The sequence below is a fragment of the Paenarthrobacter sp. NPDC018779 genome (assembly GCF_044391085.1).
Classification (GTDB): domain Bacteria; phylum Actinomycetota; class Actinomycetes; order Actinomycetales; family Micrococcaceae; genus Arthrobacter.
On sequence record NZ_JBIRZS010000010.1, the window covers coordinates 120,821 to 135,681 of the forward strand.

Consider the following 14,861-nt stretch of genomic DNA (forward strand, 5'->3'; position numbering starts at 1 on the left):
AAAGCTCTCACGACTGTCCGCCGCGCTAGGCTGAATCCAAGCATCCACACCAAGGGGGAAACCTGCCATGAGCCTTTCTGACCTGCCCGGGCCGGTCCCTGATCCGGCCGTGGTGCGTGCCAGCACGACGACGGCACTCGCCGAGCCGGTGCAACGTGTCCGCTCGCTCTGGGTCACCGGGGTGGTACTGGTCAACCTTGGCATCAACGCGGCCTTCTTCGGTCCCCTGCAGGTGCTCCTGGGCCAACAGGCGGCTCATTTTGACGATGGCCAGAAGGAAGCGATCCTGGCGTTGGTGACGGGCTGTGGCGCCGCCGTTTCCATGGTGGCCAATCCCTTGTTCGGTGCTTTCAGTGATCGCACCACGTTGAGGTACGGACGACGAGTGCCGTGGGTCTTGTTGGGCGCGATTCTTGGCGCCGTGGCCCTCGTTGCGCTTGCCGGCGCCCCCAATGTCGCGGTGATGACCGTGCTCTGGTGCCTCGTCCAAGCCGGTGCCAACGGAATGTATGCCGCCATCACGGCCGCCGTGCCGGACCGCGTCCCGGTAGCGCAGCGCGGAACCGTCGGCGGCCTTGCCGCCATGGGGCAAACCGTGGGCATCCTGCTCGGCGCGGTGATTGCCGCCGTCGTTGCCGGAAACTTCGCACTCGGTTACTGGCTGTGCGCAGCGGCGCTACTCGCCGGCGTCGTGCTTTACCTCTTCAAGAACGACGACGAGCCCCTCTCCAGGCAGGACCGGCCCCCGTTCAGGATGGGCACCTTTCTCCGGGGCTTTTGGGTGTCGCCGAAGCGCTTCCCGGATTTCAGCTGGGCTTGGCTTACGCGGCTTTTGGTGAGTACGGGCAACCACATGGTCACGTTGTATCTGCTGTTTTTCCTCAGTGATGCCGTACACCTGAAGGAAACCGAGGGCATTGATCCTGCTTTCGGCGTCCTGATCCTTACCGGGCTCTACGCTGTGGCGGTGATCATCACGAGCGTGCTCGGCGGCCGGTTAAGCGACCGGATGGGCAAGCGAAAGCCGTTGGTAATCGCATCGTCCGTCATCATCGCATTGGCTTCGCTGATCCTCGCCTTCGCGCCGACCTGGATCGGTGCGCTGGCAGGGGCGATTGTCCTTGGAATTGGATTCGGCGCCTACTTGGCCGTGGACTTCGCCTTAATCACGCAGGTCCTCCCCACGGCGTTGGACCGTGGAAAGGACCTGGGGGTCATCAACATCGCGAACTCGCTGCCGCAGGTGATCGCGCCGAGCATAGCGTTCCCGTTTGTTGCCTACTGGGGCGGCTACGTCTCGCTGTACATAGCCGCCGCCGTCATCGGCCTGCTGGGCGCGGTGTTCGTGGTGAAGATCAAGAGCGTCGCGTAGCCGGTTTAGAACACGGCGGTGAAGCCACCCCAGCCCCAACCGACCACCTCTGCGCCCTTCCAGCCTCCTGCGCCATTGCCGTAGTACATGTGCATTCGGCCTGAGTAGTCGATGGCATAAACGTCCTGATAGCCGTCAGCGTTGAAGTCCCCAGCGGCTCCGACCTTGGCCATCGTGTTCCACCCAACTCCGATGATGTCGCGTTTTTCGATCTTGGAACCATCGACCTGGTAGCTGTAGAGAAGCCCCGACGGCGTCCGTCCCATCAGGTCCTCTACGCCGTCACCGTTGAAGTCACCGGCAGGAAAGACTGCATTGAACATGTTCCACCCGGTACCAATCGGATGTCCGGCGTAAGCGAGGCCACCGTCGTAGCCCGTTCCGTAGTACCAGAGAGTTCCGTTGGCATCGCGACCGTAGATACCGCTGTGTCCGCCTTCCTGGGTGCTCGTCGTCGCGAAGATGGTGTTAAAGACATTCCAACCGGTGCCCAGCTGTTGGCGCTGCAGCCAGCCGCCTTGGCCGTCGCCGGGATACAGGTAGAGCCGGCCGGTGCTATCGCGAGCAACAACGTCATTCCTGCCGTCGCGGTTCAGGTCGCCGGTCTTGAAGATGGACGTCATCTCCGACCAACCTTGGCCGATGACTCGGGGCGCTTCCCAACCTCCCCGTGTCGATGTGGGGTACATGCTGAGTAGTCCGGAGCGGTCGCGGGCAAGGATGTCCGTGGTCCCGTCGCCATTGAATCCGCTGGACCAATGGGAGTCCCTGATATCTTCCTTCCATTCGCTGGTAACAACCCTCAAGTTGTCCCAGCCCACGGAGACGGTTACCTCTGCCGCAATGTAGTTCTGCTCGTAATTATGGTGCTGGTCCTGGACGGTAGGGCGATACGTCGGAGCTGTAGGGCGTTCTACATAGGGAGGTCCCACCCATCGCGACTTGACTACTGGACTGGACCCGGCTGGCACCACGACTTCTGACAAGCTGAAGTCGGTTCGCAGAATAGAGCCAACCGATGCTTCGCCCAGCACATTTGGACGGCGGGGCTGAACAATGGGTCCGGCCGGTTTTGACACGGCCTCAGTCGGCAGGTACCCAGGAGAGTAGACCTTCGTACGGAAGGAAACCGATGCGCCCACGTCGAAGGAAGACAGATAGTAGTCGGAGGTCTTGTATTCCAGATCGATGCCGTTGCGCATCCACTGGTACTCCGCATAATCCGGCTGGCCCTGCCACGTGCCAGGATTGGCCTTGGCCCAGATCTCAGTTTCGGCTCGCCCTTCAACGTAAGCTGGGCTGACATTCACATTTGGCTGCAGTATTAAAGCCGGGTTGTTGACTCTGAATGCCGCCTCCGGAAAGTCATCTGTGACTGAGGAATCGCCACTGTACTTCCTGGGCCTGATCATCGCCGACGATCCATCGGCGAATTTAACCGTTGCCTGTCGTAGCGAGTACTTTCCCGTGGCGTCATTGGCCTGCACGGTTCGGAACGCAGAGCCGGACTGTTGCGATTGCACGCCGTTGGCGGGCTTCCATGACAAGTAACTCTCCGTGACCCCGGACTCATCCTGCATCACGAAGCTGACTGCGGTGGCAGGTCGCGCCACCGTAAAGTTCAAACGCAACTCGCCACCCACCGAAGCGGTTGTTTTGCTGGCCGCGCTAATGCTCAGAAAGGCTGGATCCGGCGGCCATACGTACGAGTCCGCGGTGGAGGAACCGCTGTCAGTGGGTGTCGCACCAGCGGCAGGAATGTGAAACAGGAGGCTGGCAAGCATGCTTGTCACGGTGAGTGCCAGAACCTGCAAACCGAGGAGCATGGAACGATGTGTGGTGAGTTTCATGGTCGGTCTTCCCAAAGTGATTGGTTCTCTTGAAAGAAAAGTTGCGCTTAGAAGACAGCGTTGAAGCTATTCCAGCCCCAGCCAACAACTGGCGAGCCTTTCCAACGGAAGCCGGATATGCCGGAGTGGGTGTAGCCGGAGGGGTCACCCAAATACATGGTTAGACGCCCACTGTTGTCTATTCCATAAACGTCCGAATAGCCGTCACCATTGAAGTCGCCGGCCATCCCGATCTTTGCCACCGACTCCCAGCCCCAGCCAATGGATCCCGAGAAGCCGCCTGGCAAGCCGAATTCTTGAAACCACCCGTTCCGGGTGGTGCTTCTTACCTCAAGCGTTCCCCAGAAGGGGCGTGTTAGTACCACCAGGTCCGGGCTGTCCAGAAAGTGTCCCGCGCCCACTGCATAGTAACCATCCCAGCCTGGACCGATTTTGTATGGAGTAAGCCATCCACCTCGACCATTGCCGGGGTACATGAAGAGATTCCCCGCGGAGTCCTTGGCGAGAATGTCGTTAGTACCGTCACCGTTGAAATCGCCGGGCGAGATAAGGTCTTTGAATCCTTGCCACCCTTGGCCTACCTGCAGTGCCTTCTTCCACCCGCCGGATCCGTTTCCCTGATAGAGGAAGAGCCGGCCCTGGCCATCGCGCGCCAGGACGTCCACGGTGCCGTCGCCGTCGAAGTCCCCGGGAGAGAGCAGCATGTTGAAGTTGTTCCAACCCCAACCGATCACTTGTGGCGCCTGCCAGTTTCCGCGTCCATCAGTGGGGTACAACAGCAAACGGCCAGCGGAATCGCGGGCAAAAAGATCAAGCGTGCCGTCGCCGTTGAATCCACGGGCACGTGGCGCTGCCGCGATCCGGAGCGGATGGGACGCCTGCGCGGTCACGGACGACTCGGCGTCGTACGTAACGGTGAGACTGGCGGCAATCACTCGTCCTAAGTCAGCGGACGTAGCCAGGTAAGTGCTGCCGGTGGCGCCCGGAATGACCACACCGTCGCGGGTCCAGGTGTAGGACACGGTTGGCGTTCCGCCAGCGGGCGAAACGTAGGCGAACGTCGTCGAGATATCGACCTTCAGGAGACCCCCTACCGTGGGGTCGCCTTGGAGCCTTGGTGAAGTAGAGACGTAGACGTATCGCGACGGCACGGCCACCGAAGGCGCCGCAGCTTGGGCGGGCATGCCGGACGCCAGGACACCGCAAGCAAGGACCGATGCCGCGACAATCGAGGAGAGCCGACGGAGCGCGTGAGAGCGCGGGGAATTGAGAGACTTCAAGATTTCCTCATGGAGTAAGCACCGGAATGACCGGCAGGACGAATAGCCGAGCAGAAAAGTCAGATCCGGACAGGCGCACGCCTAGAACACGGCATTGAAGCCACCCCAGCCCCAACCGACAACGGCTGAGGGTTGCCAGCGGAAACCGCTGAGACCGTACCACCAGAAGAAATACGTGTCTCCCAAATACATGGTGAGTCGCCCGTCCGGGTCTATGCCGTAGAGGTCCGCGTATCCGTCGCCGTTGAAGTCACCTGCCGCGCCGAACCTGCTGACGGACTGCCAGCCCCAGCCGATGATGCCCGCGAGTCCGGCCGATGTTCCGTGCTGGTCAAACCAACCGTTGCGGTTCGTTGTCCGTACTTGGAGGTCTCCCGCTGATGATCGACTAAGCACGACGAGGTCGGACGAACCAAGGAAGTGTCCCGCTCCTACCGAATCCAGTCCGTTCCAGCCTTGGCCCACTTGGCGGGCTGGAAGCCATCCGCCGCGCCCGTTGCCGGGGTATAGGAAGAGACGTCCGGCGGCATCCCTGGCAAGTACGTCGTTCGTGGCGTCGCCATTAAAGTCCCCGGCCGCCATCAACTCATTGAACAGCTGCCATCCCTGACCGACTTGGGTTGCTGGTTTCCAGCCCCCGGAACCGTTTCCTGGGTACAGAAACAGCCTTCCTTGATGGTCACGCGCAAGAACGTCAATAGCTCCATCACCGTCAAAATCGCCCGGGGACAGGACGTAGTTGAAGATATTCCAACCGGTTCCGATGACTCTTGCGGGTTTCCAGTGACCATGACCGTCAGTGGGATAGAGCAGCAGCCTGCCAGCCGCATCCCGTGCAAAGAGGTCCATGGTGTCATCGCCGTCGAACCCGCGTGCCCGGGCCGCGGCTGCGATTCTGAGAGGGCTCTGCGCGGCTATGGTCACTTTGGATTCCGGGTCATAGGTGATGGTTACCGAAGCGGCGATGACATGTCCGAGATCCGATTGGAGGGCGCGGTAGGAAGGGCCGGTCGCTCCGGGAATGGTTACTCCATCCCGGGCCCACGAATACGAGTATGAGGGCGACTCACTCCCCGGCCCGAAGGTCAACATCGGAGAGTGTTCGACTTTCAGCAGTCCGCCCACCGTGGCGTCACCGCCCAATTGCGGAGTGTAATTCGTGAAGACATCCCCCATTGGCGCCTGCTGGGTTCCCGCCGCGTGGGCAGGCATCATAGGTGCCGTCAAAGTGCAGGTCAGCATCGATGCAATGAAGGCCAAGAGAACCCTGGGGTTCTTATGCGTGGTTCTGCGAAGTCGGGGGGGTGGTTTCATGGGATTTCCTTTATCCATTGAGCCGAGTGTCCAGTCAGTGCGCACTCGCACGCCTAGAACACTGCATTGAAGCCACCCCAGCCCCAGCCGACAACCCCAAAGCTCTTCCAACCACCAGAGCCGTTGCCGTAGTACATGCGCATCTGGCCGGCGGTGTCGATTCCCCAAACATCATTGGCACCGTCGCCGTCGAAGTCTCCTGCACCACCGAGCTTGGTGATGGCGTTCCAACCCTGGCCAATGACGCGGCTGGTGGTCCACCCTCCGACGCCATTGCCGCCGTAGAAAACCAGGTTTCCGGCGCTGTCCCGGGCCAGGACGTCGGGCTTTTTGTCGCCGTCGAAGTCGCCGGGGGAGAAGATCGAGGTCATGCCGTTCCAACCCCAACCGACGGTGGAAGCTGCAAGGAAACCACCGCGTCCGTTGCCTGGATAAAGCACCAGTTCGCCGTTGGTCTTGCGTGCCAGAAGGTCGTTGTGGCCGTCACCGTTGAAGTCGCCGGCGGCAAAGATGGAGCTGAAAATATGCCAGCCCCAGCCGATCTGCTGGCGTGCATGCCAACCACCCCAGCCATTTGAAGGGTAGAGGAACAATGACCCAGCACTGTCCCGGGCAATGACATCGTTTTCCCCGTCGCCGTTGAAATCGCCGGCCGTGAACATGGTGTTGAAGATGTGCCAGCCTGAACCGACCTCGTAGGCCGGCTGCCACGTGCCGTTTCCGCCCGTCGGGTACAGGCCAAGGCGGCCCCATGAATCCCGAATGAACAGGCCCATGGTGTATGGATCCCAATACCGGTCGGCACCCCGATAGACGCCGGTGGTGTGCGGCCGGTCTATGGTCCCGGAGGTGTCGAAGCTGAAGTCCAGGGCGTTGAAGGCTACGGGAACCGTTCCCGACTCGGGCAGGTTGCCCGGGTTGTAGATGGAGCCGTCACGCCAATAGCCAACCTGGTTCCCGGCGACGGTTTGGATGTTCATGTACTGGGCAAGATAGGTGCCGGGCGGCGTCCCCTGCTCAAAGAAGACATCGAACGTGTAGGTTGAATCGGCGGGATTGTAGGTGCCGCGTGTGAGCTGCTCGTGGAAGGTACCCTTCACCGTGTTCCGAAACGCCACGTACACCTCGGCGATCGGACCGAAGGCTTGGAACGTCACAGTGGACGTTGCGTGGCCACCACGGGGGATGGATCCCGGCGTCGTTGATACTGCTACCGGCACCGGAGCGAAAGTGTCATCAGCATTTGCTGCGGGTGCGCCGACCAGCCCTCCGAGCAAGAAAATGCCGGCAATAAGCGCCGCCGTTAAAGAGCGTGCAAAGCGCACAGGAGTGCTCCCCATGGTTCCCCCAATTCGAGCCGGCCACAGACAACCGGCGGGTGTAAGTGACTAGAGAGTACATGGAGGAAGGAGAAAGCTGGGAATTCGCTGGCAAAAATTCACGGGAAAGACAAGTCAAGCCAGAAAAGCAACCGAAATCGGCTTAGAAAACTGCGTTGAACCCGCCCCAGCCCCAGCCGATAGCGCCGGAACCGTTCCAGCCGCCGTCGCCGTCGCCGTAGTAGGCCAGCAGTTGTCCGGAACTGTCCACCGCGAAGACATCCATGTTGCCGTTGCCGTCGACGTCGCCGGCGGCAGCGATGTTGGACAGGCTGCCCCAGCCCCAACCGATGGTGGCAGAGCCGCTCCAGCCGCCGTTGCCATTGCCCTTGTAAAGGCGAAGGTTTCCGGAGGTGTCGCGGGCCAGGACGTCAACGTTGTTGTCGCCATTGAAGTCGCCGGGAGTGATGATCTGGTTGAGGACGTTCCAGCCGGTGCCCACCAGCGAACGGTTCAACCAGCCGCCGTTGCCGTTGCCGGGGTACAGGTAGAGGTTTCCGGACGAATCACGGGCCAGGACATCATTGTTCCCGTCGCCGTTGAAGTCGCCGGGCGAGACGATGGCAGTGAACCCGTTCCAGCCGCTTCCGATCTGGCGACCGGCGCGGAACCCGCCGTCGCCCGTTCCTTCGTAGAGGAAAAGCCGGCCGGAGGAGTCGCGGGCCAGGACGTCGTTGGTTCCGTCGCCGTTGAAGTCGCCGGGGGACAGGACGGTGGTGAAGCCGTTCCAGCCGGGGCCCACGGTGCGGGCGGATTCCCAGGCGCTGTTGATCCGTGGGTACATCATGAGTGTGCCGTCCGAGCGGCGGGCCAGCAGCTCGAAAGCGCTCCGACCGGTGAAACCGTTGGCGCGGTGGGAAGCGGAGACCGGCGCTGTTTCCTCGCTGGAGACTTCCACGGGATCGCAACCATTTTGGCTGGCCACGAGGTGGGCTGCGATGGTGGCACCGCGGTCTGCCTCGGTCACCACGTAGTTCGGCCACTGCCTCGAGGAAAGGACTCCGTCGCGGGTCCAGTAGATGCTGTAGTCCGGTCCGGCGGCCGCGCCGCAACCGCTGAAGGAGCCCTGCTCGATCTCTACCGTGAGGGTCGAACCAACGAACGGAGCACCGTGTACCACGGGCTGGTCGGGGTCCATGGTTGCCATGGCGGGTGCGGGTGCGAAGGCGGCTGCCGCGATGAATGCGGCAGCGATTCCGGAAAGCGCTCGGCGCACGCCGGACGTCGGGCGTGATGAAGCGTACATGGTGTCCTCCCCAGACTTTATGCGGTTAATGGTACCGCGGCTGGGATCTACCTAGAAGATTGCTGTGAAGGCGCCCCATCCGTTACCGACCACTTCAGAGCCACGCCATCCGGTTCTGCCGTCGCTGTAATAGACCACCAACCGGCCCTGTTGGTCCACGCCGTAGACGTCCGGATTGCCGTCCTTGTCGAAGTCGCCGGCGGCCCCTGCGGCCTTCAGCGTGTTCCATCCGACGCCGATCAACCAAGAGCGCGTCCAGCCGCCGGCGCCGTTTCCGCCATAGAAGTACAGGTAGCCGCTGCGGTCGCGCGCCAGGATGTCCACCTTGCCGTCACCGTTGAAATCGCCGGGTGTCAGGAGCGCGTCCATCACCTGCCAGCCCTGCCCGACGGCGGTTCGCGGCAACCAGCCACCGGAACCATTTCCGGGGTACAGATAAAGAGCGCCGCCCGGCTCGCGCGCCAGGATGTCGTTGGTGCCGTCGCCGTTGAAGTCTCCGGGGCTGACGATGGAGTCGAAGATGTTCCAGCCCTTGCCGATGGTCTGTCCGGGCTTCCAACCTCCGGTTCCGTCACCCGCGTAGAGGTACAAAGTGCCTGCAGAGTCGCGGGCAATTACATCGGTCTTGCCGTCGCCGTTGAAGTCGCCGGGAGAGAAGACCAGATTGAAGATGTTCCAGCCCCAGCCCACGGTCCGGGGAGCGTCCCAGGCGTTTCCGGTGCGGCCGAAGAGAGACAGCGATCCGTCGGACCCGCGGGCCAGGAGTTCGTAGGACCGCCCCGTGAACCCGGCCGCGCGATTGACGGATCCCACGGGCGCGGTCTCGTTGCTGTGGAGGGTTTCCCCGGAGCACGCGGTCTTGCTGGCGGTCAGGTGCGCAGCCATCCTTGAACCGGCATCGTCCTGCTGCAGCACGTAGTTCCTGCCCGTTTCCCCTGCCACGAGGAAGCCGTCACGAGTCCAGTAGATGCTGAAGTCCGGGCCTTTTCCGCCGCCGCAACCGTAGAACGTGTATGGGCCGATGTCCGTGGTCAGCGTCTTGCCCACGAATGGTTGGCCGTTGACCACGGGGTCGGGTCCGTTGCTCGGCGCGGCCGACGCCGGCAGGGGACTGAGTGCCATGGCCGCCAAAGCGGCGCCCATCAGCGTTGCCGCCACCCGCCGTCGTACGTTCCCCATCTGTGTTCCTCCCGTGTGCAGACCTGAAACCTCACTGAAGTTTAGGGGCACGCTTGGGGGAATCCTTGGAACGCTGCGCAAGGCTTGTTCGCGGCGGCATTCAGGAAACGGTCATTTTGCTCCCGTATCATTGATCCGATCGGCCAGCCGTGGGTTCCATCCTCGACCGGCCGCTTCCTTGCCAGCTTCCCAAGAGATCGCCGGAGATGTCTGCAGCAAATTCACTGGAACCGTACTCCCTGGATCTGACAACAGGGCTGCCCCGCATGGCTGCCGCGCCCACCACTCCGCGGCAGTTGTTGCGCTATGCCCGCATCCTGAAGACCGCGGCCGGGTTCGCCCAGCGCCAGTTCGATACGCTGAGCCTGTCCGATGTCGCGGCGCGGGCTGATGTGCCCCTCGGCACCCTGTACCGCTACTTCCCCTCTACCGCGCACCTCATGCTGGCCGTGTACCGGCAGCAGTTGCGGGAACTGCGCGACGGCGTCCGTCAACGCCGGGGCAAGGGCCAGTTAGCGGGCCTCATGATGGAGATTTTCCACCTGCGGGTCATGCAACCGGGAGTTGAACACTGCCTCATCCGCCCAGCGGGCAAGGATACCGATACGGCCCAGTTGCTGCGTGAGATCGATTCCCTGTCCCAGGAAGTGGTGGGATCCCTGAGCGAGGATTCCGGCAAGGACCCGGTGAAGGCACGCATCCTGTTGCATCTTGTGAGCGGCCTGGTGCAGGCCGTCCGCTGCCGAAGGCTATCGCTCTTCGAGGCCGAGAAGGACCTCAAGAAGGCCTGCAGCCTGCTGACCGGAGAGTGACTGGCCCGCCGGTGGTCAGCGGTTAAGGAACTGCCGGATGGCCTGCGCGGCCTTCTCTTTGCCGGGCCCAATCCACAGCAGGTGGGAGGGCGAATCCAATTCCACCAGCGTGGCGTTCGGCAGGCGCGATGCGAGATCCTCGGCATGTTCAAAGGCCACCCCGGCGTCCAGGCGGGATGCGGGCACCAGCGTGGGGCATCGCACGCCCGTGATGAGGTCGCCCCGGGAGACCGAGCGTTCGGGCTTCGCCTGCCTGAGGTCCTTGGTGAAGCCCCGGCCGGACTGCATGGTCCCGAAGAATCGCCTGGCCTCGGCCTTGTCCGCTGGTTCCAGCATGCCCATCAGCGTGCGGCGCGGCAGGCGGGACAACTGGGCCATCATCAGGCCCAGGCCGGTGTCCGTTCGGACCACGTGCCTGACCAGAGACCACGTGAGCCGTTCCACCCACTGGGAGAAGACCACCGGCCCCATGAGGGTCTCCGCGCGCGAGTCCGGATAAGGCAACGTGGAGGGGGCGCAGCTGTGCAGGACCAGGCGCTGGGCCTGGACACCGTGGTCGCCTGCTACGGCCATCGCCTGGAGCCCTCCGAAGGAAACACCAACCACCACAGGGTTGGTGATGCCTTGGTCCTGGCACACTTCCCGCACCAAGGGCGCGAACTCGCCCGCGGTGAGGTCACCGACGTCGGTGGCGCCGTAGCCGGGCCGCGAGAAGGAGATGACTCCGAGACCGCGGTCCGTGTAGAGGCTCCAACCGCAGTCGCTCACGGCGGAGCAGTGCCCGCCCGGGAAGAAGAGGACGTAGGGCTGGTTTCCTGGCACGGTGGCTATCTCCACCGGGCCTCGGGAAGTTGGAACCATCATGCGTTTGGCCACGGACGTCATTCTGCCTCATGACCGGCGGCCCCGGACCTCTTGAGGACTGTAGCCTGGGGTGGTGGTCTAGACCGATGGGTACCAAAAGGGCCTGTTTCGGCGTGAGCTGAATCACATATTCGGCTGGTTGAACGTTTTACTCTCGAATCGTCTCTTTAGGTATTGAATCTTGTACCCCCGCAGCTTCCCTAGGCTGGAAATACCGAAGCGGCTAGCAGCCCATACCTGCAGACTCACCGCCGGGCCAGCCACCCTTGGCCCGAACCGCAGTTCTGTTCCTGCCATTCATCACGCCGTGGGTCCACGGCTAGCCTGAGGAGACGAAGACGTGTCCATTGAGACAACTGAAGCCACTGAGAACCTGGTCCTGACCGAAGAAGAAATCTTCGAAGCCCACGAGGGCGGCAAGCTGACCGTTTCCAGCACCGTACCCCTGAACGACAAGCGCGACCTTTCCATCGCGTACACCCCCGGCGTTGCACAGGTCAGCCGCGCCATCCACGCCGACCCCAAGCTTGCGCGCACCCACACCTGGGCCGAGCGCCTGGTCGTGGTGGTCAGCGACGGCACCGCGGTCCTGGGCCTGGGCAACATCGGCCCCAGCGCCTCCCTGCCGGTCATGGAGGGCAAGTCCGCTCTCTTCAAGACCTTCGGCGACCTCGACTCCATCCCGCTGGTTCTCAACACCACCGACGTTGACGAGATCATCGAGACCCTGGTCCGCCTCCGCCCGAGCTTCGGAGCCGTGAACCTCGAGGACATCTCGGCACCGCGCTGCTTCGAACTCGAAGAGCGGCTCATCGAAGCCCTGGACGTCCCGGTCATGCACGATGACCAGCACGGCACCGCCGTCGTAGTCCTTGCAGCGCTGACCAATGCCGCCAAGGTGACCAACCGCGCCATCGAAGGCCTGAAGGTTGTTGTTTCCGGCGCCGGTGCGGCTGGCATCGCGATCGCCGAGATTCTCCTGGCTGTGGGCGTCGAGGACGTCATCCTGCTCGATTCCAAGGGCGTCATCAGCGCCGACCGGGCGGACCTGGTTGCCAATTCCGGCAGCGTCAAGGCCCGCTTCGCCCAGCGCACCAACCCCCGCGGCGTTACCGGCGGACCCGCCGAGGCCCTCACCGGCGCGGACGTCTTCGTTGGCGTTTCCTCCTCGAAGCTCGCCGAAGAGCACCTGAAGCTGATGAACGATCAGTCGATTATCTTCGCGCTCTCCAATCCTGACCCCGAGATCCTGCCCGAGGTTGCCCGCAAGCACGCGGCCGTTGTTGCCACCGGCCGCAGCGACTTCCCCAACCAGATCAACAATGTGTTGGCCTTCCCGGGTATCTTCCGCGGTGCACTGGATGCCGGCGCCCGCCGCATCACTTCGGAGATGAAGATCGCCGCTGCCCGTGCCATCGCCGAGCTGGCCGCGGAGGATCTCTCTGCGGACTACATCGTCCCGAGCCCCTTGGATGCCCGCGTGGCACCAGCCGTTACCGCGGCAGTTGCCGCCGCCGTGACCGAGTAGCGCTCACCTACGCAAGACTGACGACGGCGACGCCTCCCGTGCTGGGGAGCGTCGCCGTCGTTTCTTTTCCAACCCGAGGTCACTTGCGGCCCATTTTTGCCCTTTCTGACGGGTCGTATCTGACCCCGCGTTCCCGACGTTTTGCCCTGGAACTGCCACTTAAACTGGGGCCATGAACGCCGAACTGATCGTGACCATCCTCTGCGGCTTGGCCATAGCCGTGGGTGTCGCCGGGGTCATCATCCCCATCCTGCCCGGGAGCATCCTCATCGGCGTGAGCCTTCTGGCGTGGGCCCTTTGGGGTGGTGCAGGCGTTGTGGGCTGGGTGGTTTTTGGCATCGGGCTGGTGTTCGTTATCGCCGGAATGGCCGCAAGTGCCGTGTTGACCGGCCGGAAGCTGAAGCAGCACGGGATTCCCAACCGATCTGTTCTGGTGGGCGTGATTGTCGGCGTCGTGGGGATGTTCGTCATTCCCGTGGTGGGACTGTTTGTTGGCTTCGCCCTTGGCCTGTTGTTGAGCGAAGTTGCCCGGACCCGGGACTTCCGCTCGGCGGTCCGATCGAGCGTTGCCGCCCTCAAAGCGACGGGCATCGGCATCCTGGTGGAGTTCGCCCTGGCCTGCGCAGCGGCGAGTACGTGGGTGATCGGTGTGTGGGTCAATGCGGTGACCTGATTTTTCTCGGATCCCAGCCAAACCCGGACTGACTGTCCTTGCAGGCCCAACTGCTGTTGGCAAGGGAACCGTATCCACCTACAGCAGGGACAACTATCCCGAGGTTTGGCTGTCAGTATCTGCCACCACCCGCGCGGCCTGGCCCGGAGAGAAGGTGGCGTCCACGACTTCTCGTTGGGGCTTACGGCTGCTTCATGGGGTTATCCACATAGCTCGTTGGGGGTCTTATTCGGTGCTTCCTGCGCTGGAAGAGTGGGGGTATGGACGGGTTCTCGGCGGGTGGACATGGTGGCGTTGGTGGCGCTGCCGGGGTTGCTGCTGCCGTCGCCCCTGGGCCTTCTGCTTCGGTGTCTCCGGTCGCTGGGGCTGGGGTTGCTGCCGTCTCTGATGATGGTCCTGTTCCTGTCTTGGAAACGAACCTCTCCGCGCAGGCCGCGGTTGCGGATTTGATTGCTGTTGTTGGTGCGCTGGAGCCTGTGGGTGGGAGCGGGGTGTTGGTGGGTTTGTTGCGGGGTTTGGAGGATTTGAAGTCGGCGGTGTCGGCGGCGCAGGCGAGGGTGGCTGTGGCGTTTGATCTGGCCCAGCGCAGGGAGCAGGCCGCGGCGGGGGTGCCGGTTTCGGAGCGGGGTAGGGGTGTGGGGGCGCAGGTGGCGTTGGCGCGTCGGGAGTCCCCGAACAAGGGGGCCCGGTTGTTGGGGTTGGCGAAAGCGCTCGTGACGGAGATGCCGCGGACGTTGGCGGCGTTCGAGTCCGGGCAGTTGAATGAGTGGCGGGCGACGTTGTTGGTGCGGGAAACGGCGTGCCTGTCGGTGGAGGACCGGTGCGCGGTGGATGAGGAGTTGGCCGCGGATACGGGCACGTTCGAGGGGGCCGGGGACCGGCGGATTGTGGCGTTGGTGAAGGCTGCGGCGTATCGGCGGGACCCGGCCTCGGTGACTCGGCGGGCGGCGTACGCGGTGAATGAGCGGAGCGTGGGGTTGCGTCCGGCACCGGACACGATGACGTATTTGACGGCGTTGTTGCCTGTGGCACAGGGTGTGGCGGCGTATGCGGCGCTGACCCAGGTTGCGGGGACGGCCCGTTCTCAAGGTGATGCGCGGTCCAAGGGCCAGGTGATGGCCGATACTTTGGTGGAGCGGCTTACCGGGACCCCGGGTGGTGCTGCCGGGGTGCACCTGGAAGTGGTGATGACTGACCGGACGCTGTTGCAGGGTGATAGTGAACCGGCGAGGTTGAAGGGCTACGGCATCGTCCCGGCCGGCTGGGCGCGGGAGTTGGTCAAGCATGGCCCCGGCAACGACCCGACCACACCCGCCGGGCGGGGAACGGGCAGCGACCCGGCCGCACGCGCCGGGCGGGAAGTC

11 protein-coding genes and 2 pseudogenes are annotated in these 14,861 nt (G+C 63.1%); 6 read left to right on the plus strand and 7 right to left on the minus strand.

Annotated features, from left to right (window positions below; genetic code table 11):
* Positions 1 to 67: 67 nt before the first annotated feature.
* Positions 68 to 1,372 carry an MFS transporter gene (locus ACH488_RS12670; protein WP_397324620.1) on the plus strand — a complete coding sequence of 435 codons (1,305 nt, stop codon included), beginning with the start codon at positions 68 to 70 and terminating at the stop codon, positions 1,370 to 1,372.
* 5 nt (positions 1,373 to 1,377) lie between these two features.
* On the opposite strand, the gene ACH488_RS12675 is transcribed toward ACH488_RS12670, so the two are convergent.
* The 6 genes from ACH488_RS12675 to ACH488_RS12700 all read right to left on the minus strand — a co-directional run bounded on the left by ACH488_RS12675 (position 1,378) and on the right by ACH488_RS12700 (position 9,620).
* Complete coding sequence (locus ACH488_RS12675) at positions 1,378 to 2,682, minus strand: FG-GAP repeat domain-containing protein (protein WP_397324622.1); 1,305 nt, start codon at positions 2,680 to 2,682, stop codon at positions 1,378 to 1,380.
* Positions 2,683 to 3,269: 587 nt separating this feature from the next.
* Positions 3,270 to 4,502, minus strand: a complete 1,233-nt coding sequence (locus tag ACH488_RS12680) for an FG-GAP-like repeat-containing protein (RefSeq protein WP_397324623.1) — start codon at positions 4,500 to 4,502, stop codon at positions 3,270 to 3,272.
* An 81-nt stretch (positions 4,503 to 4,583) separates the two neighbouring features.
* Entirely contained in the window at positions 4,584 to 5,816 is a 1,233-nt protein-coding gene (locus ACH488_RS12685) for an FG-GAP-like repeat-containing protein (RefSeq protein WP_397324625.1), read from the minus strand.
* A gap of 53 nt (positions 5,817 to 5,869) precedes the next feature.
* Positions 5,870 to 7,156, minus strand: a complete 1,287-nt coding sequence (locus tag ACH488_RS12690) for an FG-GAP repeat domain-containing protein (protein ID WP_397324626.1) — start codon at positions 7,154 to 7,156, stop codon at positions 5,870 to 5,872.
* Positions 7,157 to 7,298: 142 nt separating this feature from the next.
* A complete protein-coding gene (locus tag ACH488_RS12695; protein WP_397324628.1) occupies positions 7,299 to 8,441 on the minus strand; it encodes an FG-GAP repeat domain-containing protein in 1,143 nt (380 codons plus the stop codon).
* Positions 8,442 to 8,492: 51 nt separating this feature from the next.
* Positions 8,493 to 9,620: an FG-GAP repeat domain-containing protein gene (locus tag ACH488_RS12700; protein WP_397324629.1), complete on the minus strand. Its 1,128-nt coding sequence runs from the start codon at positions 9,618 to 9,620 to the stop codon at positions 8,493 to 8,495.
* A gap of 206 nt (positions 9,621 to 9,826) precedes the next feature.
* Between ACH488_RS12700 and ACH488_RS12705 the strand changes: the two genes are divergently transcribed.
* Entirely contained in the window at positions 9,827 to 10,432 is a 606-nt protein-coding gene (locus ACH488_RS12705; protein ID WP_397324630.1) for a TetR/AcrR family transcriptional regulator, read from the plus strand.
* Positions 10,433 to 10,447: 15 nt separating this feature from the next.
* On the opposite strand, the gene ACH488_RS12710 is transcribed toward ACH488_RS12705, so the two are convergent.
* Positions 10,448 to 11,254 carry an alpha/beta fold hydrolase gene (locus tag ACH488_RS12710; RefSeq protein WP_397324632.1) on the minus strand — a complete coding sequence of 269 codons (807 nt, stop codon included), beginning with the start codon at positions 11,252 to 11,254 and terminating at the stop codon, positions 10,448 to 10,450.
* A gap of 382 nt (positions 11,255 to 11,636) precedes the next feature.
* Here ACH488_RS12710 and ACH488_RS12715 point away from each other — a divergent pair, with 382 nt between their 5' ends.
* From ACH488_RS12715 to ACH488_RS12730, 4 genes and pseudogenes are all read left to right on the plus strand, one after another.
* On the plus strand, positions 11,637 to 12,824 hold the full coding sequence (locus ACH488_RS12715; RefSeq protein ID WP_397324633.1) for an NADP-dependent malic enzyme: 1,188 nt from the start codon (positions 11,637 to 11,639) through the stop codon (positions 12,822 to 12,824).
* A 172-nt stretch (positions 12,825 to 12,996) separates the two neighbouring features.
* Entirely contained in the window at positions 12,997 to 13,497 is a 501-nt protein-coding gene (locus ACH488_RS12720) for a DUF456 domain-containing protein (RefSeq protein WP_397324634.1), read from the plus strand.
* A gap of 10 nt (positions 13,498 to 13,507) precedes the next feature.
* Positions 13,508 to 13,651, plus strand: a pseudogene (locus tag ACH488_RS12725) (guanylate kinase); the annotation flags it as partial.
* A gap of 106 nt (positions 13,652 to 13,757) precedes the next feature.
* Positions 13,758 to 14,861, plus strand: a pseudogene (locus tag ACH488_RS12730) (hypothetical protein); the annotation flags it as partial.